16 protein-coding genes are annotated in these 17,780 nt (G+C 67.6%); 1 reads left to right on the forward strand and 15 read right to left on the reverse strand.

Annotation, left to right across the window (positions count from 1 at the left end; translation table 11 throughout):
* Positions 1-10: 10 nt before the first annotated feature.
* The 3 genes from VH326_RS04670 to VH326_RS04680 all read right to left on the reverse strand — a co-directional run bounded on the left by VH326_RS04670 (position 11) and on the right by VH326_RS04680 (position 1,619).
* Positions 11-265 carry a hypothetical protein gene (locus tag VH326_RS04670; protein WP_329630622.1) on the reverse strand — a complete coding sequence of 85 codons (255 nt, stop codon included), beginning with the start codon at positions 263-265 and terminating at the stop codon, positions 11-13.
* 107 nt (positions 266-372) lie between these two features.
* On the reverse strand, positions 373-1,200 hold the full coding sequence (locus tag VH326_RS04675) for an energy transducer TonB (RefSeq protein ID WP_329630623.1): 828 nt from the start codon (positions 1,198-1,200) through the stop codon (positions 373-375).
* Complete coding sequence (locus tag VH326_RS04680) at positions 1,197-1,619, reverse strand: TonB family protein (RefSeq protein WP_329630624.1); 423 nt, start codon at positions 1,617-1,619, stop codon at positions 1,197-1,199. Before VH326_RS04680 ends, VH326_RS04675 begins: the two co-directional genes overlap by 4 nt.
* Before the next feature lie 94 nt (positions 1,620-1,713).
* Here VH326_RS04680 and argJ point away from each other — a divergent pair, with 94 nt between their 5' ends.
* Positions 1,714-2,940, forward strand: a complete 1,227-nt coding sequence (gene argJ / locus VH326_RS04685) for a bifunctional glutamate N-acetyltransferase/amino-acid acetyltransferase ArgJ (RefSeq protein WP_329630625.1) — start codon at positions 1,714-1,716, stop codon at positions 2,938-2,940.
* On the opposite strand, the gene VH326_RS04690 is transcribed toward argJ, so the two are convergent.
* The 12 genes from VH326_RS04690 to pdhA form a co-directional block, all read right to left on the reverse strand.
* On the reverse strand, positions 2,941-3,282 hold the full coding sequence (locus tag VH326_RS04690) for a virulence factor (protein ID WP_329630626.1): 342 nt from the start codon (positions 3,280-3,282) through the stop codon (positions 2,941-2,943).
* Between the two features lie 35 nt (positions 3,283-3,317).
* Entirely contained in the window at positions 3,318-3,641 is a 324-nt protein-coding gene (gene trxA / locus VH326_RS04695) for a thioredoxin TrxA (protein ID WP_329630627.1), read from the reverse strand.
* A gap of 61 nt (positions 3,642-3,702) precedes the next feature.
* On the reverse strand, positions 3,703-7,125 hold the full coding sequence (gene addA / locus VH326_RS04700; RefSeq protein ID WP_329630628.1) for a double-strand break repair helicase AddA: 3,423 nt from the start codon (positions 7,123-7,125) through the stop codon (positions 3,703-3,705).
* Positions 7,112-10,069, reverse strand: a complete 2,958-nt coding sequence (gene addB / locus VH326_RS04705; protein WP_329630629.1) for a double-strand break repair protein AddB — start codon at positions 10,067-10,069, stop codon at positions 7,112-7,114. The genes addA and addB overlap by 14 nt, the downstream gene beginning before the upstream one ends.
* Entirely contained in the window at positions 10,062-10,823 is a 762-nt protein-coding gene (locus VH326_RS04710; RefSeq protein ID WP_329630630.1) for a nucleotidyltransferase family protein, read from the reverse strand. Before VH326_RS04710 ends, addB begins: the two co-directional genes overlap by 8 nt.
* Complete coding sequence (locus tag VH326_RS04715; RefSeq protein WP_329630796.1) at positions 10,820-11,803, reverse strand: aminoglycoside phosphotransferase family protein; 984 nt, start codon at positions 11,801-11,803, stop codon at positions 10,820-10,822. Before VH326_RS04715 ends, VH326_RS04710 begins: the two co-directional genes overlap by 4 nt.
* Positions 11,800-12,246 (reverse strand): tRNA (adenosine(37)-N6)-threonylcarbamoyltransferase complex ATPase subunit type 1 TsaE, encoded by a 447-nt coding sequence (gene tsaE, locus VH326_RS04720; protein ID WP_329630797.1) that lies wholly within the window; start codon positions 12,244-12,246, stop codon positions 11,800-11,802. The genes VH326_RS04715 and tsaE overlap by 4 nt, the downstream gene beginning before the upstream one ends.
* Positions 12,240-12,536 carry a CcdB family protein gene (locus VH326_RS04725; RefSeq protein WP_329630631.1) on the reverse strand — a complete coding sequence of 99 codons (297 nt, stop codon included), beginning with the start codon at positions 12,534-12,536 and terminating at the stop codon, positions 12,240-12,242. The genes tsaE and VH326_RS04725 overlap by 7 nt, the downstream gene beginning before the upstream one ends.
* Positions 12,536-12,784 carry a type II toxin-antitoxin system CcdA family antitoxin gene (locus VH326_RS04730; protein WP_329630632.1) on the reverse strand — a complete coding sequence of 83 codons (249 nt, stop codon included), beginning with the start codon at positions 12,782-12,784 and terminating at the stop codon, positions 12,536-12,538. The genes VH326_RS04725 and VH326_RS04730 overlap by 1 nt, the downstream gene beginning before the upstream one ends.
* 48 nt (positions 12,785-12,832) lie before the next feature.
* Positions 12,833-15,172, reverse strand: a complete 2,340-nt coding sequence (locus VH326_RS04735) for a PAS domain-containing sensor histidine kinase (protein ID WP_329630633.1) — start codon at positions 15,170-15,172, stop codon at positions 12,833-12,835.
* A gap of 24 nt (positions 15,173-15,196) precedes the next feature.
* Positions 15,197-16,594: a pyruvate dehydrogenase complex E1 component subunit beta gene (locus VH326_RS04740; protein ID WP_329630634.1), complete on the reverse strand. Its 1,398-nt coding sequence runs from the start codon at positions 16,592-16,594 to the stop codon at positions 15,197-15,199.
* Positions 16,594-17,637: a pyruvate dehydrogenase (acetyl-transferring) E1 component subunit alpha gene (gene pdhA, locus VH326_RS04745; protein ID WP_329630635.1), complete on the reverse strand. Its 1,044-nt coding sequence runs from the start codon at positions 17,635-17,637 to the stop codon at positions 16,594-16,596. Before pdhA ends, VH326_RS04740 begins: the two co-directional genes overlap by 1 nt.
* Positions 17,638-17,780 lie beyond the last annotated feature (143 nt).

Genomic DNA, 17,780 nt, shown 5'->3' on the forward strand with positions numbered 1-17,780 from the left:
TAGGCCAGCGCTATTCGCGCCGGCGGCTCGCAAAAGCGGGGACTGCGTCAATCAGCGCTAAGGGGCGCGGGATCGCGATCAGCGCGTGAACCGGTCCGGCAATCGCCTGGGCCGGTCGCGAGGCGACGCGCGCCTCGGCGGTTGCCGACGCCCGAACCACGCCCGCGACGCTGCTGCTCAACGCCGCCGGCGTCACCGGCGCACGCGCGCCCGTCGTGCCGCTAAGCGCGGACAGCAGGGCAGACAGGAGCAGGATCAGGTTCAAGCGGGCCGAACTCGAAGATTTTGACGGGCGGTGCATAAGGCGGGCGGGATCAAACGTCCAATCCAAATGGTCACCCCAGCCACCGGGTGCAATCGCATCACGCAACGTCACTTGATCGGCGCCCGCGAAAGAGCGCTGTTCATCGTCAGCCCTTGGGGCCTTTCGATCGGCTGAAACGGCGTCGGCGCGTTCGAGCAGATGTCGGCCTCTGTCCCGCTCTGCGCGATGACGCGGCAGTTTTTCAGGTCGCCCGTCACGTCGACATCGTAGTGGCGCTCGGCCAGCCGGAGGAGTTCCCGACCCTCTTTCTCATAATCCATCGCCAGCGGCTGATCGCCATCGATGTCGAGCGACGTCTCCATCGTCACCTCGACCAACTCAGCAGCCGCTCCGCTGCGAACGGAAAGCCCAAAATTAGCTGGCGCCGTTTTGCTTTCCATACATATCGACAGCCCGGCGGGGGCGGGTCCGGATATTTCATCGCGGCACGACACTATCTTGCCGGTGCGGTCGATCTGCATGATTCCGGCGACCCGCCATGGGCCTGCCAGCTTCAGGCGGGGCCGGGATAATATCCAGCGCACGCCCGGGAGAGATATCTCGCCCATCGTCGCGCGTCCTTGGGCGTCCCTTGCCGGACGGAATTTCCCGTTGGTGACCGCAAGCCTGCAGGTTGCCTCGTCGAGCCCGGCCGACCCACTGCTACTAACGACCGTGCAACCGGTCGGCGTGCCGGTGCTGTCGATGGCGAGCTTGACGACCACCCTGCCCTGTTCTCCCTTGCGCTTCGCCTCTGCGGGATAAGCGCTTTCCGGAAACCAGTTCGCCGGATTGGTTTTTGCCGCGACGGGTGTCGATTTGTCCTTTGCGGCCATCGCGACAGTAGGCAGTGCGATGCAGGCGAACGCAACGATGAGCGCCTTGGAGGTCGTCACTTTTTGGCCTCAGGGACTGGCGGCGTCGCGGGTGGCGCAGGCGGCGGCGTCTCGAGCTTCCAGGTCACCGATGAACTCCATTGGCTCATCACCGGCTTGTTCTTCTTGTCGCGCGGCGGCGTAAAGCGGCCGTTGGCGATCAGGTAGTTGCACGTCGTTTCGTCGAGCAGCGGCGATTCGGACGTCGCGGTCACCTTGCAATCGGACACGCGGCCGGTCTCGTCGATTGTCAGCGTGAATCCGACGCGCCCCTCCTCCTGCGACGCCGCCGCCGCAGGCGGGTAGCCGCCGGCCGGAATCCAGGCGCCGGGATTGCCGATCGGCTTTGCGCGCGGCAGCGGATCGTCCTGCGCCGCCGCCGGTGAAACAGCCGCGAGCGCCAGCCCGCCTGCCAGCACGGTCGATATGATGGTACGCATAACCCTCCGTTGGCTGCTCCCTACCCCAAGCGGAGGCGCGATGTCACTCTCTCGGCGGCTTGCACGCCGGCGGGCCACGCCTATGAGGACGCGGATGACCGATCGCTCGCCCCTCGCCCCTGCGGCCTTGCCCGACACGCCCGAAATCGCCGGCGTCACCCGCCGCGTCGCTCGCGCGCGGTACAAGACGTGGGATCGCTGCGACCTGACCTATGTCGAGCTGGCGCCGGGCACGAGCGTGGCGGGGGTCACGACGCAGAGCAAATGCGCCTCGCCCGAAGTCGATTGGTGCCGTGCGGCTTTGGTGCTCGGCCAGGCGCGGGCACTGGTGGTAAACGCAGGCAATTCGAACGCCTTCACCGGCAATCGCGGTCGTCACGCGGTAGAGGGCATCGCCGCGCAAGTCGCGCAGCATCTCGGGTGCCAGCCGTCGGACGTGTTCGTCGCATCGACCGGGGTGATCGGCGTACCGTTGCCGCTCGACAAGGCCGAAGCCGGACTGGCCGCCGCATTCGCCGCCGAGCCATGCAGCTGGCAGGCCGCCGCCGAGACGATCATGACCACCGACACCTTCGCGAAGGTCGCGGTCACGCGCGCGACGATCGGTGAGCGGACGGTGAGCCTGGTCGGGATCATCAAGGGGTCGGGGATGATCGCGCCCGACATGGCGACGATGCTGGGGTTCGTGTTCACCGACGCCGCGATCGATCCGGCATGGCTGCAGGCGGCACTGTCGGCGGCCAACCGCCGGAGCTTCTCGTGCATCACGGTCGATAGCGACACCTCGACCAGCGATACCGTGCTGGCGTTCGCGACGGGCGCAGCGGGCAACGCACCAATAGGGAGCGACGACGATCCCGGCGCCGACGCGTTTCGTGCGGCCCTCGACGACCTTTGCCTCCAGCTCGCGCATCTCGTCGTCCGCGACGGCGAAGGCGCGACCAAGTTCATCCGTATCGACGTGACTGGTGCGGAGAGCGACGACAGCGCGCACCGCATCGGCATGAGCATCGCCAACTCGCCCTTGGTCAAGACCGCAATCGCCGGCGAGGACGCCAATTGGGGACGCGTCGTGATGGCGGTCGGCAAGGCCGGCGAGCCCGCCGAGCGCGACAAGCTCGCGATCCGGTTCGGCGAAACCCAAGTGGCGCGCGACGGGCTGGCGGTCGAGGGGTATGACGAAGCCCCGGTGGCGGCGCACCTGAAAGGTTCGGAGATCGAGATCGGCGTTGATCTAGGCCTAGGCGATGGCCGCGCGACGGCTTGGACGTGCGACCTGACGCACGGCTACATCTCAATCAACGCCGATTACCGGAGTTGATCAGCCCATCGCGGGCAGTAGGTCGTTATTTTCTTCGATACGCAACATTCTGATGTCGCGCACCGCAGGTTGGAACCAGTCATACTCGCGTCGCAACTCCTGAACCACGAGTACGCAATCGACAGGAGTTACATTCTCATTGCCGAAATATGTTGAGCCCTGTTGCCAATCGAATCCCCGCGTCTCCAAAATTCGCCTGATGTCGGAATACGCGTTGTTCCACGATGCATTTCGGTAGGTAGCCTGCAGAACATTTGTGTCGAGATCGAAAACGATCGCGTACATGCTTCGCCCTCCCGCGCCGCGCTGCGGCCAGTATCGATTATGACCTATCGCGTTCATCAGAGGTCCTTAGCTCAATAAGGGGAGCGCGCCAATTAGGCCAACTCGCCCTCGATCCAGGCCTTGATCCGACCCTTGGGCTCCGCGCCCACCTTGGTCGCCGCGGGGGCGCCGCCCTTGAACAGGATCATCGTCGGGATGCCGCGCACCCCGTATTTGGCCGGCGCGTCGGGATGATCGTCGATGTTGAGCTTGGCGATGGTGACTTGGTCGCCCAGTTCCTCGGCGATTTCCTCAAGGCTCGGCCCGATCATCTTGCACGGCCCGCACCATTCCGCCCAGAAATCGACGAGCACCGGCTTGTCGGAATCGAGCACGTCGGTCTTGAAGCTGTCGTCGGTGATGGCAACGGTCGGCATCGGGGAATCTCCTTCGACTGCTATGTAGTGCGCACGTTTCGCCGGCTCAACGGGCGGAAGCCTAGCTTTGCTCCGTGGCACCCAAGCCGGGCTTGTGGCGGTCGAGCAGATCCGCAGGCAAATCGAACAGCCGCGGTGCGGCGGTGTAGAGCAACGCCGCCTCGACCGCACGATCGGGGAAGATGACGCGCAGCGCTGCGGCATAGGCCGCCATCTGGCGGAGGTGAAACACGGGGATTTCGCCGAGATCGAGCGGCACGCGGCGGCCAGTCTTGAAATCGACGATGCGAACTCGATCCGTCTCGACCAGCAAGCGGTCGACGGTCCCGGCGATGACGTAGCCGCCTGGCACGACCGCGGAGATTGGTGCCTCACCGAGCGAATCGGGACCAAACAAAGCGGCATGCGCTGGATCGCCGATGACGTCGCACACGGTCGCGACGATATCGGCACGCGCGGCAGCATCGGCGACGCCGCCGACGGTCGAAAGCCACTTGTGGGCGGCAGCCGCTCGGCAGTCCGGCGCGACCGCGGGGAGCCGCTCGAACAGCGCATGGATCAGCCGCCCGCGTTCGGCCGCCGCACGCACCTGCGGGCTCGGCGGCGGGTCGGGCACATCGTCCTCGCCGAGCGACGATGGCGCCAGCGGACGCGGCGGGCGTGCTTCGGCGGGCGCGGGCTCACCGACCCATGCGGGCAATGCGGCGCGTTCCGGAACCTGCTTCGTCTCGGGCTTGGCCGACACCGGCGCCGGCGGCTCATGCCCGGCAAACGAACGCCGCGCGGTGTCGGTCGGTTCGGCCCCCAGCGTCGTCAGCGCGGCGTCTGCGACGGCGTACCAACTATGATCGGGCGGCACACCCTTGGCACGCGGGCCGAGCGCGCCGGCGATTTCGAGCCGCTCCTCCGCCCGCGTTGCCGCGACATAGAAAAGCCGCCAATGCTCGGCCAGCTCACGCGCATCCGCCTGGTCGATTGCGGCGGCGAGCGCCTCGGTCCGCTGATCCTTTTTGGGGCGGAAGATCGGCAGCTCTACGTCCTCGTCGACCTGCCAATTCATCGTCGATCGCGGTCGCGCGTCGGGGTCGGCGGTGGCATCGGCGAGGATCACCAGCGGCGCCTGCAATCCCTTGGCGCCGTGCACCGTCATCACGCGGACGGCATCGAGCGGTTGCGACGGGTCGCGCACGATCTCGACATCGCCACGGTCGAACCAGTCGAGGAAGCGCTGGAGCGACGGGATCGCCACGCGTTCGAATTCGAGTGCGGCGTTGAGCAATTCGTCGATCGGGTCTCGCGCCTCCTGCCCGAGCCGCCGGATCAGTTTGCGACGTCCGCCGAGCGGCCCGGTCAGCAGTTCTTCGAGGAACACGTAGGGCGTGGTGAAATCGGCGCGGCGCAGCATTGCGTTGAGCGGGTCAAGCCGATCAGGGGGCTGGGTCGCCTGAAGGTGTGCCCACAACCCGCCGCGCCGCTTCATCGCGGCGTGCATCAGCTCGTCCTGACTCCAGCCGAGCAGCGGCGAGACGAGCAGGCTGGCGAGCGCGAGATCGTCCTGCGGCTGGAGCACGAAGCGGATTGCGGCGAGCAGATCCTGCACCGCGAGCGGTGCGGTCAGCCGCAGGCGATCGACGCCAGCCACCGGCACCCCTTCCGCGTACAGCCGCGCGACGATCAGCGAAGCGAGTTCGCCGCGGCGCTTGACCAGGATCATGACGTCCTCGGGGCGCAGTCGGCGCCCCTTGCTTTCGAGCATCAGCGGATTCGCCGGGTCGAGCCATGCCTTGACCCGCCGCGCGATCCGCATCGCGTGGGCGCGCACCGCGTCCGCGATCCACGCTTCCTCGTCGTCGCCGCCTTCCTCGGGCAGCGTCGGCGCCCACAGGTTAACCTGCCCCGGTCCCGGCACCTTGCTGGCGTGGAGCTCGCGCTCGACCGCCCCCATCCCGTCACCCGGCAACGCCTCGATCGCGGCATCGACGAATTCGAGGATCGGCGCGGTCGAGCGAAACGAGGCGGTCAGCGACAGCCGCTCGAACGGCACCGGCTCGATTTCGTCGATTTCGCTCTGCACCGCGGCCAGCGCTGTGAACAATTGCTCGGCGGCGTTGAAGAAGGCGGGGTCGGTCCCCTGGAACCCGAAGATAGCCTGTTTGTGGTCGCCGACCGTGAACAATGTGCGGGTCCGGTCGCCGCGCGTCCCTTGGCCCGAGAAATATTCCGAGACGATCGAGCGGACGATCGCCCATTGCTGGGCGTTGGTGTCCTGCGCCTCGTCGATCAGGACATGCTCGGTCGCTTGATCGAGCTTGTAGCGGATCCAGTCGCCGATCCCCTCCTGCCGCAGCAAATCGACCGTCGCGCGGATCAGATCGTCGAAATCGACCGCGCCGGCGCGGCGCTTTGCGGCGCGATAGGCAGCGGCATAGTCGCGCCCGACCGACAATCCGCGCGCCAGCAAGTCGGCATAGGCAGCCTGCCGCCGCAGCGCGAGCAACGCGGCGCATTCGTCGTAGAAAGCATTCGCGGTCAGCGGGTAATCGGGGTCCTGCGGCGCCTGTCCCTTGCCGAACGACCGCACCTCGCCGTCGCGCTTGGCCCAGACGCCATGGAGCGTTTCGAGCTCCGTCACGCGCTCGGACGGCGACAGATCTAGCCAGTCGCGGATCAACCCGGCGCGTTCCAGTCCGCTCTTGGTGCCCCAGCCCCGATTGAAGTCGTGGAGGACGCGAAGCCCCTCCTCGTCGATCGCGCCGCATCCTTCGGCGATCGCCCCCTCGACATCGCCGCTCGGCAAATCGAGCGCTCGGCGGATGTACGGCTGAACCCCGTCGCCCAGCGGCAGCGCGGCGAGCGCTTCGGGCGCCTTCGCGCACGCAGCGAGGAACGCTTCCGCCCCACCCTCGCCCAGCGCTCGGCTCAGCGCGCCGACGGCGGCGACCGGCTCTTCGCGGCCCTCGCGCTCCGCATCGACCAGCAGCCCTGCCAACGCCTCCCGCGCGAGTTGCGATTCCTCACGCGCCTCCAACGGCCGAAAGCCCGGTACCAGCCCCGCCTCGACCGGAAACGCCGCGAGCAGCGATTGACAGAAGCTGTGGATCGTCTGGATACGCAAGCCACCGCCCGGCGCGTCGAGCACCTTGGCGAACAGCGTGCGCGCGCGGGCGATGCGTTCGGGGCTCGGCCGCTCGCCGAGCGCAATGAGGTCGCCGCCAAGGTCGGTCTCGCTCGCGCGCACCCACGCCGCCAGCCGCTGTTTGATCCGCCCCGCCATCTCGGCCGCGCCCGCCTTGGTGAAGGTCAGGCACAGGATCGCGCCGGGGTCGGTGCCGCCAAGCAGCAGCCGGTACACCCGCGCGGCCAGCACCTGCGTCTTCCCGGTGCCCGCCGATGCCGCGAGCCACACATGCGTGCGCGGATCGCTGGCACGCGCCTGCTCGTCGACCAGCGGCGGGAGGGGACCGCGGGCGCTACTCACGGCCATACCATTCGTCGCGGCGCATCAGCTGGTCGTAATCGCCGAACGGGGCGTATTCGGGCTTGAGCTTGGCGGTGAACGGCGCATCGCCGGTCAGCCACTTCGCCGCCGCGCCTTCGAAATTGCGCGTCGCGCGCGCGACGAATTCGTCGGCAGGGATCGGGTCGCGGCGCTTGGGATCACACGGGCTGTCGACATAGCCGAACCCGCCGCTGCGGTTGCGCGCGAGCGACCAATATTCGAACCCCGTCGCGGTGCCGCTGACCCCGGCGAACTTGCCACGCTCGGCGATCAGCCCGAGCAGCCCGAGCTGGAGGCTGAACCCTTCGCGCACCGCGCCGATCGAGGGCGGCTGGCCGGTCTTGTAATCGACCACCACCAGTCCGCCGGTCGAGGCCCGGTCGATGCGATCGAACCGCCCCGACAGTTCGACCCCGAACATATCGAGCACTCCGCGTCCCTCGACCGCCAGAATGGTGCGCTCATCCTCGCGCGCGCTAACCTCGCACGCGATCCAGTCGATCGCCTCGATCAGCCGCGGCCCCCAAAGAGCACGGATCATCGGATGCGTGCGAACGTCGCCGAGCAACGCTTCCGCGCGAGGGCGCAGGCGGTCGGGCGCCGCGCCGTCTTCGTCGAACCAGCGCTCGAGGATGGTGTGAACCTGATTGCCCCGCCACGCCGCGCTCGGCTCGGCATCGACCGGATCGATCGGCGACAGTTTGAGCATCCGGCGCGCGTAAAAGGCGTAGGGATCCGCCTTGAGCCGGTCGACCTCCGTTACCGAGATTCTGCGCGGGCGATCGGCGACGGGCGGCGCGGGCGCGGGACGCGGTATGAGTTCGGAATCGCCCGGATCGTCAATCGCGGCGGCCCAATCGGAAAGCTCTGGCGCGTATTCGAACCGTTCGCCCGCCAGCGCTTCGAGCCGTAGCCAGAAACGCGAGGCCAGCGTCGGCGACCGCCCATCGCGCCGCGCCCGCGTGATCAGCACCCTTGGCGCGCCGAGCGCATTGGCGAAATCGTGCGCCGCGACGCCGATGTTGCGTTCCAGCCCCGGCAGCCCGAGCTCGGCGCGGATTCGAGGCGCGAGCCACGGATCGGGCTGCGCGATCGCGGGCCACGTTCCTTCGTTGAGCCCGCCAAGGATCATCAGGTCGGCGGTCTGCAATCGCGCTTCGATCAAGCCATAGATCGCGAGGCGCGGATGCCCGCCCTGCGGCGGCCGCACTGCCGTCTCCTCCATCAGCGTGCGGAGCAACGGCGCAACACTTTCCGGATCGGCGGTCGGCGGGCCGCTCGCCGCCTGTACTTCGAGATCGGCAAGCAGTTCCGCCGCCGCTCGCCCCGCCGGCCCCGCCCACAGCGCATCGCCGCACAACGCCTGCGCCGTTTCGCGCAACGTAGCGATCATCGCCGCCAGCGGTTGCTTGCCGTCGCCGAAGCACTTGGCGATCGGCTCGAGCAGCGCGCGCATCTCCGGCCACACCGCGCGCGCCGCGACGCGAATCTCCGCCTCACGCTCGTCGCCATCGCGCAGATGTGCGTCGATTCCGTCCAGTCCCGGCGCCGGCCGAGGGCCGCGCAGCGCGCGGTCGAGCTTGCGCACGTCCTCGAGCCACAAGGTTCGCGGCGGGCCGGTTTGTACCAGCGGGTGCTTGAGTAGCGCGAGCAGCGCGAGCGGCGCGAAATCCTGCGCCGCCGCCTCGGCCAGCACGGTCAGCAGCGTGCCCGGCGGGCGCGTCGCCAGCGGACGGCCCGCGGTGTCGTCGATCGCGATCCCCCAGCGTGTGCAATGCGCGGCGACTCGCTCGGCCAGCGCGCGGTCGGGGGTGACCAGGGCAGCGGTGCGCTCGGGCGTCTCCAGCGCCTCGCGCAATGCCAGCGCGATCGCCTGCGCCTCGTCGGCGGCGGTCGCCAGCTCGACCGCGCGAATCCCCGCCAGCCGGCGGCGGTCGGCGTCGAGCGTCGTCCACTTGCCCGTGAAATCGGCCGGCGCGAGCGCGTTGGCGATCGCTCGCCCGCGCGCAAGCGACGCGTCGTGATCCGACCCCGCCGGCCATTGCCGCACCTCTCCGCGTCCGGCGCCGATCCGGTCGAGCAGCAGCTTGAGTTGGAATTGCGGATGAGTCTCGATTGCGCGGCGGCGTAGGCCGGTGGCGGGATCGGGCTCGTGCGGCCCGAGCGCGTCCCATTCCGCATCGGGCATGCCGAGCGCCAGATCCTGGAACACCACCGTGCCCTCAGGCAGCGAGGCGACGCGGCGCAGAAGCCCGGCCACCGCTGGCGCGGTATCGCTGATTCCCGCCGCACAGACGAACCCGGCGAGAGGCGTAGCGCGCCATTGCTCCGCCAGCCGCACCAGCATCTTGGCGCGGCGATCGGCGGCGTCGACCGCGCCCAACCGCGCCAGTTCGGCGGGCCAGCGGTCGAGCACGATGCGAAACAGTTCGAGCGAGCGCTCCCAATGCCCTTGCAACTCGCCGAGATCGAGCGCGCGCAGCTTCGTGGGCTCGACGCCCTCGACGAGCATCTGGTCGAGCGTCCGAGCGAGTGCGCCCGCGAGCCGCACCGCTTCGTCCGCGGTTACCGGCTCGCCAACCGTCGCGCGCGCCTCCGCCACCAGCCGAGCGAGGATCATCCGTCGCGCGAGCGGCGACACCGGTGGCGGCAAAGGCTCCGCTTCGTCCGCCGGGTCGAGCAACGCGCCGGCCGCTTCGTCGAGGTCGGGATCGCCGATCGTCACCAACCGCGGCAGCAACAGTCCGCCGCCGCTCGCCCGCACGAACGCGTCCTGCACCGCCCGGCGCCCGCGATTATTGGGCAACAGCACCAGCCCGCGCGCCAGCCGCAGCGGATCGTCGCCATATTGCTTCATCAACCCGGCGACGAGCGAGTCCGCGAACGCTCGCTGCGCGGGGATCGTATAGAGCGCCAGGCGCTCAGCCATCGATCATCAGCGCTTCGGTCTTGGCGATGGCGCGGGGCGTGCCGACGTCGAACCACAGCCCCTGATGGACGAAGCCATAGGCGCGACCCGCAACGATCGCGCGCTCCCAGAACAGCATCGTCGAGAACGGCTCGTCGGGCCAATCCCGGATCACGCGCGGGGACAGAATCTGGACGCCGGTATAGACGAACGGCGCGACCCGGCCGGGCTTGCGGCGACTGGTGATCCGTCCCGTCGCGTCGAGGTGGAAGTCGCCGCGCCCCGGATGGTTGTGCGCGCGGGCATAGGGCACCATCAGCAACAATGCGTCCATCGTCGCATCGTCCCAGCGCGACGCCAGCAACCGTATCGTATCGGCCGGGCCGTCGACCCACAAATTGTCCGCGTTTGCGACAAGGAACGGCTTGTCGCCGATCAGCTCGCGCGCCTTGACGATCCCGCCGCCGGTCTCCATCAGCCGGTCGCGCTCGTCCGAGATCACGACGTCGATGCCCCGGACATGCGCCGCAAGATGCGCTTCAAGCGCGTCGGCGAGATAGTGGACGTTGACGATCGCGCGCTTGACCCCCGCCGCGCGCAGCCGATCGAAGACGTGATCGAGCAGCGCGCGCCCACCCACCGGGATCAGCGGCTTGGGCCGAGTCGCGGTGAGCGGGCGCATCCGCTTGCCCAGCCCCGCCGCCATCACCATCGCGGTTTCGGGCACGGTACCGCCGGGATCGGGACGGATCGCCAGCGTGCGTCTGGCGGTCATGCCCCGGCTTTTTCCGTGCCGATTTCCATCGGATCGCCGCGCAGATCGGGGGGAATATTGGCGTCGAACCACGCCTTCACGGGCACGAGCGCTGGATGTTCGAGGTCGGCGTTCAGGTACCGCCATACGCGCGGGCACAGCGCCGGGTAGCGCGGCTTGCCGTCGCGTTGCCACAGCCGGGTGAAGATACCGACGATCTTGGCGTTCCGCTGCGCGCCAAGCACGTGATATGCCGCGAGGAAATCGTCCCCCGCGCCGGTAGTGCGGCGATAGCGGTTGAGCATCGCCGCTTCGATCTCCCGCTCGACGTCGCGCCGCGCATCCTGCAGCAGCGATACGAGGTCATAGGCCGGGTGCCCCGCCGCCGCGTCCTGGAAATCGAGCAGCCCGAGCGCTTCGGTCCCGCCGATCAGCATCAGGTTTTCGGCATGGTAATCGCGCAGTACCGTCACCGGCTCGGGCGTCAGCGCGGTTTCGAACACTGCGTCCCACGCCGCGCGATATTCCGCCGGATCGACCGCGATCCCGATCGCCGGGCAATACCATTCGACCAGAAGATCGGACTCACGGTGCAATTCCTTGCGATCGTACGCCTTCCAGGGCCCCGCAGGCTCGCGGTGCAGCCGGACCAGGATATCGACCGCCGCTTCGTAGAGCCGCAGCAGCGATTCGGGCGCGGCATCGACGGTTTCGCGCATCCGGGCGTCGCCGAAATCCTCGAGCAGGACGAGGCCTTGATCGAGATCCTTGCCGATAATCGCCGGCGCCGGAAAACCGCGCTGCGTCAGCCACTCGGCGACATCGAGAAACGGCTTTGGGTCCTCGTGCGGTGGCGGCGCGTCCATCAGCACTGCGCTGCGGCCATGATCGGCGACGCGGAAGTAGCGGCGAAACGACGCGTCGCCTGCGAGCGGCAGCACGTCGGCCGCCCCCCATCCAAGCTGGTCGAGAAAGGCGGCGGCGCCCGCCGGCGGGTTCATGTCAGGGGCCATCGCCCTTCCCATGCCGTGGGGACCATGGCTGTCAAGGCGCGTCCGCCATCGGGTGCGAAGTTCAGGCTCAATGCCAGCGCATCGGGCCACCAGCCGGGCGCGCGTTCGGGCCATTCGATCACCAGCACCGAATCCGCTCGCGCTTCGTCGATCCCGAGTTCTTCGATCTCCGCCGGGTCCTCGATGCGATACAAATCGACATGCACCACCGGCAGCCGCGTTTCGGGCGGCGCATAAGGCTGAACGATCGCGAACGTCGGCGACGGCGCTTCACCCTCAAGCCCGAGCGCGGCGAGCATCCCGCGCGCGATGCTCGTCTTGCCTGCGCCGAGCGGGCCCGACAGTGCGACGACGTCGCCGGGACGGACGACGGCGGCGAGGCGAGCGCCGAAGGCTTCGGTCGCCGCATTGTCGGTCAGGTGCCTCAAAATCCGCTCAATAGCATGTCGATCGCATTCATGATCGTTGGTTGCTCATCCGCCAGCGAACCGACCTTTTTGCCGAGCTCCGATTTCGGGATGCCAACCAGCAAGGTTGTCACCATCGCGACCCGCGCGCCTGCAACTTCGAACACCGGATTTAGACGCGGAAGCTTCGGATTGGCGTGGTCCACCGGCATCAGCGGCGCGACCAGCCGGGTTTCGATCCCCGACAGGAAGTCGGTCTGACAATCGAGCAGCAGCGCCCCGCTCGCCGTGCGATAGACATCGAACCGCGCCATCAAAATCGCCGGTATTTCGCCAGCGGCAGCTCACTGGTTCTCACCCACTCATTATATTCGGCAATCGCGTCGCGGTTTTCGTCTAGCCAGCGCCGCTCCCGCTCAGCCTTGAGTTCACGTGCCAATCCTTCCTCGCTGGCACGGGAAACGTTGATCCCAAGCTCTTTCGCCTCGGCAACAAGCCGGGCATCGATCGATACGTTGGTCGGACGGCGGAACGGCGCGCGATCTTCGCGGACTCGGACCATGGCAATCTCCTATGCGCATAGATTATGCGCATATACGACCAGGTCAAGTCAGCGCGGCAGCTCCACGGTGATCAGCGTCCCCGCCCCCACTTCCGACAGTAGCTTGATTGTCCCGCCATGCGCTTCGGCAAATTGCCTGGCGAGCGGGAGGCCAAGGCCGAGCGCGCGGTCGTCGACCTGGACGCTCGGCTCCGAGAATCGCTCGAACGCGCGCGCCGCCTCTTCGGGGTCCATTCCCGCGCCGTCGTCCGACACCACGATCCGCGCGCGCTTCTTGTTGCCGTCGGTATGGAGCAGCACGCGCCCGCCCTCGCCGACTCCGGCGACTGCGTGGCGCAGCAAATGCTCGACCATCTGCTGCAATTTCTTCTGGTCGCCGCGCACCGTGCCCGTCGACGGCGCGACCTCGATTGCGAAGTCGATTTTCTTGCGTTTCGCTGCCGTCGCCACCGATTCGGCCGCGGCGTGCGCGAGGCTTTCGATATCGACGTCGCGGCGCTCGATCGGTTGCGCGTTCTCGGCGAGGTCGAGCACGTCATCGACCAGCGCCGACAGCCGCGCGACCGATTCAAGGATCGCGTCGACATAGCCGTCAGCCTGCTTGGGCAGCTTGCCGGCATAGCCCTCGCCCATCATCTCGGCGAAGCCCTGGATCGACGTCAGCGGGGTGCGCAATTCGTAGCTCATATTGGCGACGAACGCCGTCTTGACCTTGTCGGCGGCCTCGAGCGCTTCGGCACGGTCGCGCAGCGCCTGCTCCGCGCGACGGCTGTCGGAGATGTCGAGCATCGTGAACAGCGCGTTGCCGTCGGGCAGCGGGACTCCGGCGAACTCGAAATGGCGGCCGTCGGCGAACGCCACGCGGCCCGCGCGCTGCGTGCGCCCGACCGCCGCCGATCGCACGAGATCGGCGATCACCGTCGCGCGACCGGGCTGGGCAAGCTGCGCCGCACCCTTTTCCACGAGCGCGTCAACGCGCGGGTGAGTCGCCAGGAACTCCTCGTCGAATCCCCACAATTTTCGGAATTTGTCGTTCCAGATCTGCAGCCGGCCGTCACCCGCGAACACGCCGAGCGCTTCGAACAGATTGTCGAACGTCGCAGTGCGCACGCGCAACAACGTGTCGCGCGCGCTTGCGAGCTGGACTTGCTCGGTCCGGTCCTCGAAGATCAGCAACAGCCCACCGTCGGGGAGCGGGTGCGCGACGACGCGCAAGTGCGTGCCGCCGGGCAATGTCCAGCTTTCCTCGATCGCTCCCGTCGCGACGAACCAGTCGCGCCGCTCCGCCTTCCAGCCCGGGAAGTCGCGCACCTCAGGCAAGCGCCCCGCCTCGCGCATGCGTTCGAGGACGCGGTCGAATTCGGGCCGGTCGGCGAGCCATTCGCCGCGCATCGCGAACAGCCGCTGGAACGGCTGGTTGCAAAAAGTAAGACTGCGATCGGCGGCGAACTGCGCGACGCCGGCGGACAGCCGATCGAGCATCGCGCGTTGCGCTTCGGCGAAGCGTTTGATGCCGCCGCGCGCTTGCTCCAGTTCGTCGACATCGATCGCGAACCCGGCGACGCCGCCCGGGGGGTTCGGCAGCGGCACGTCGTGGACGCGCAACGTCCGCCGCGCACCGTTGATCGTCGCCGGCAAGGTGGTGATCGTCGGCCGGTCGCTGTCGCGCGCCTTGACCGCGCTCGCGAGCGGCCCACCCGCACCCGAGCCTTCGACCAATTCGACCCCGCGCGACACGACATCGTGGGCGTCGGTGCCCTCGACCGCGCGGACATAGGCCGAATTGACCATCGCGAGCCGCAAGTCGGCGCCGCGATACCACATCGGCATCGGCGCCGCCTCGATCAGCCCTTGCAGCGCAGCGAACGCCGCCGCCAACTCGTCGGCTTGCCTGCGCAACGTGCCGATCTCCGCCTCGACATCGGTCGCGTCGAAGAACCAGACGACCACGCCGCCCGGTGCCCCGACCTCGCGCGGCGCGCGCTGGCCACGCGCGGTGAGCGTCCGCGCCGATCCCTGCGGGCGAATCGCCAGGGTAAACGGCTCGCCTGCTTTCTGCGCGGCGGTGACTGCATCGGAAAAGGTTGCCGCATCCTCAGTGGTGAGACCGGCGCCCGGCGCCGTCAGATCTGCGAGGAACCGGGGCGGCGGCGCGAGGCCCAGCCAATCCGCCAGCCGATCGGGCAATTCGAGCCGCCCGTCGGCGCGCACCGTCAGCGCCAGCGCGGGGCCCGAAGCAAGCAGCGCCGACAGCCGGTCGTTCCCAGCCGCCGTCGCTCCGGCTGCCGCCTTCGCGCGCAACCCGATATAGAGCACCCAGCACGCGGCGACGATCGCCAGCGCGAGCGCTGCTCCTACCAATCCTAAAGCGCCACTGGACAGCGCCACCCTCCTTGCCGAACGATCGTCGGGCTAGCGGTAGCACACCTTTTTAACCGCGCTCACCACCTTGTCGGCGGAAATCAGCGCAAGCTTCTCGAGGTTCGCGGCATACGGCAATGGTACATCCTCGTCGGTCACGCGCAGGAGGGGGGCGTCGAGGTCGTCGAACCCTTCCTCCATCACGAACGCCGCGACTTCAGCCGCGATCGAGCAGGTCGGCCAGCCTTCCTCCGCCACGACGATACGGTTGGTCTTGGCGAGACTCTTGAGCACGGTCGCCCTGTCGAGCGGGCGCAGCGTGCGCAGGTCGATCACCTCGGCGTCGATCCCTTCTTGGGCAAGCTTGTCCGCCGCCTCGAGGCTGACCCCGACGCCGATCGAATAGCTGACGATCGTCACGTCCTTGCCCTCGCGCATCACCCGCGCCTTGCCGATCGGCAGCACCCAATCGTCGACGGCCGGCACCTCGAACGTGCGGCCATAGAGCAGTTCGTTTTCGAGGAAGACGACGGGATCCTCGGTGCGAATCGCTGCCTTGAGCAGCCCCTTTGCATCGGCCGCATCGTATGGTGCGATCACGATCAGGCCAGGGACGCTGGCGTACCAGGGCCCGTAATTCTGGCTATGCTGCGCGCCGACGCGGCTCGCCGCGCCATTGGGACCGCGGAACACGATCGGGCAGCGCATCTGACCGCCCGACATGTAATTGGTCTTGGCCGCCGAATTGATGATGTGGTCGATCGCCTGCATCGCGAAATTGAACGTCATGAACTCGACGATCGGGCGCAGGCCGCCCATCGCCGCGCCCGTGCCGACGCCGGCAAAGCCATATTCGGTGATCGGCGTGTCGATCACGCGCTTGTCGCCGAATTCGTCGAGCAGACCCTGCGTGACTTTGTACGCCCCCTGATATTGGGCCACTTCCTCACCCATCACGAAGACGCGTGGGTCGCGGCGCATTTCCTCGGCCATCGCGTCACGCAGCGCCTCGCGCAGCGTGATCTTGACCATCTCCGTCCCCTCGGGAACCGCCGGATCGGCGACCTCGGCGTCGTGCTTGGCAGCCTCGAACATCTGCCGCGCGCCGGTTTCGACCAGATGCGGCTCGGGCGCCTCCGATTCAGAGGCCTTCTGCTCGGTGGCCGGTTTCTCGGCCGGGGCCGGCGCGGGCGCGGAGGCATCTTCACCTTCCGCCGCCAACGTCGCGATGACCGTGCCGACTTTCACGTTGTCGGACCCTTCCGCGACTAGAATCTGCGCGATCGTGCCTTCATCGACCGCCTCGAATTCCATCGTCGCCTTATCGGTCTCGATCTCGGCCATGATGTCGCCCGACTTGACTGTGTCGCCTTCCTTGACCAGCCACTTGGCGAGCGTGCCTTCCTCCATCGTGGGCGACAGCGCCGGCATCTTGATCTCGATCGGCATCAATACGACTCCACCAGCACGTCGGTATAAAGCTCGCCCGGTTCGGGCTCCGGCGTCTGCTCGGCGAAGTCCGCCGCTTCGTTGACCTGCTTACGGATCGCCTGCTCGGCGGCCTTCAACTCGTCCTCCTTGACCCCCATCTTTTCGAGCAACTGCTTGGCGTGCTCGATCGGATCGGACTTGTCGCGCACCGCCTGCACCTCGTCGCGGCTGCGATATTTGGCGGGGTCGGACATCGAGTGGCCGCGATATCGATAGGTCTTCATCTCGAGGATCAGCGGCCCCTTGCCGGCGCGGACCCAGGCGAGCGCTTCCTCGGCAGCACCGCGGCACGCGAGCACGTCCATACCATCGACCTGGATGCCGGGAATACGAAAGCTCTCGCCGCGGCGATAGAGCTGGTCCTCGGCCGACGCGCGATTGACCGACGTGCCCATCGCGTATTGGTTATTCTCGATCACGTAGATGATCGGCAGCTTCCACAGCTCGGCCATATTGAACGATTCGTAGACCTGGCCCTGGTTGGCCGCGCCGTCGCCGAAATAAGCGAGGCAGACGCCGCCGTCTTCGCTGTACTTGTGGCTGAACGCGAGGCCGGTGCCGAGCGACACCTGCGCGCCGACGATGCCGTGGCCGCCATAGAATTTATGCTCGACGCTGAACATGTGCATCGAGCCGCCCTTGCCCTTCGAAATCCCCGCCTGACGCCCGGTCAGCTCGGCCATCACGTCCTTGGGTGGGATGCCGCACAACAGCATGTGCCCGTGGTCGCGATAGCCGGTGATCACGCTGTCCTTTTCGGCCAACGCCGATTGCAGCCCGACCGCGACCGCTTCCTGCCCGATATAGAGATGGCAGAACCCGCCGATCAGCCCGAGCCCGTAGAGCTGACCCGCTTTCTCCTCGAAGCGGCGGATCAATAGCATCTGCTTGTAGAATTCGAGCAGCTCGTCCTTCGACGCCTTGTACGGCTGCGGCTCGTCGGGGCGCGGACGATTGGGAGTCGCGGGCGGCGCGGACTGTTTGGCAGGGGCCTTGGCCAAGGGTAAGCCTCGTTTCCGTAAGTAAGAAAGCGCGGCCTATAGGCCGGGTTCGACGGGGGTTTCAATCGTGCGGTGCGGCATGGACCAGCGCGATAACGGCCCAGCGAAGCTGCGGTTGCGGAAAAGCCTTTGGGCTGCTTAAG

The sequence above is a fragment of the Sphingomonas sp. genome (assembly GCF_036269755.1).
Classification (GTDB): domain Bacteria; phylum Pseudomonadota; class Alphaproteobacteria; order Sphingomonadales; family Sphingomonadaceae; genus Sphingomonas.

Excerpts from the sequence above, each read along its gene's own strand:
- VH326_RS04680 (WP_329630624.1), bottom strand. The coding sequence starts at position 1,619 with ATGCGTACCATCATATCGACCGTGCTGGCAGGCGGGCTGGCGCTCGCG.
- VH326_RS04740 (WP_329630634.1), bottom strand. The coding sequence starts at position 16,594 with ATGCCGATCGAGATCAAGATGCCGGCGCTGTCGCCCACGATGGAGGAA.
- VH326_RS04690 (WP_329630626.1), bottom strand. The coding sequence starts at position 3,282 with ATGAACGCGATAGGTCATAATCGATACTGGCCGCAGCGCGGCGCGGGA.
- VH326_RS04715 (WP_329630796.1), bottom strand. The coding sequence starts at position 11,803 with ATGAACCCGCCGGCGGGCGCCGCCGCCTTTCTCGACCAGCTTGGATGG.
- argJ (WP_329630625.1), top strand. The coding sequence starts at position 1,714 with ATGACCGATCGCTCGCCCCTCGCCCCTGCGGCCTTGCCCGACACGCCC.
- addB (WP_329630629.1), bottom strand. The coding sequence starts at position 10,069 with ATGGCTGAGCGCCTGGCGCTCTATACGATCCCCGCGCAGCGAGCGTTC.
- trxA (WP_329630627.1), bottom strand. The coding sequence starts at position 3,641 with ATGCCGACCGTTGCCATCACCGACGACAGCTTCAAGACCGACGTGCTC.
- addA (WP_329630628.1), bottom strand. The coding sequence starts at position 7,125 with ATGGCCGTGAGTAGCGCCCGCGGTCCCCTCCCGCCGCTGGTCGACGAG.
- VH326_RS04725 (WP_329630631.1), bottom strand. The coding sequence starts at position 12,536 with ATGGCGCGGTTCGATGTCTATCGCACGGCGAGCGGGGCGCTGCTGCTC.
- VH326_RS04730 (WP_329630632.1), bottom strand. The coding sequence starts at position 12,784 with ATGGTCCGAGTCCGCGAAGATCGCGCGCCGTTCCGCCGTCCGACCAAC.
- VH326_RS04710 (WP_329630630.1), bottom strand. The coding sequence starts at position 10,823 with ATGACCGCCAGACGCACGCTGGCGATCCGTCCCGATCCCGGCGGTACC.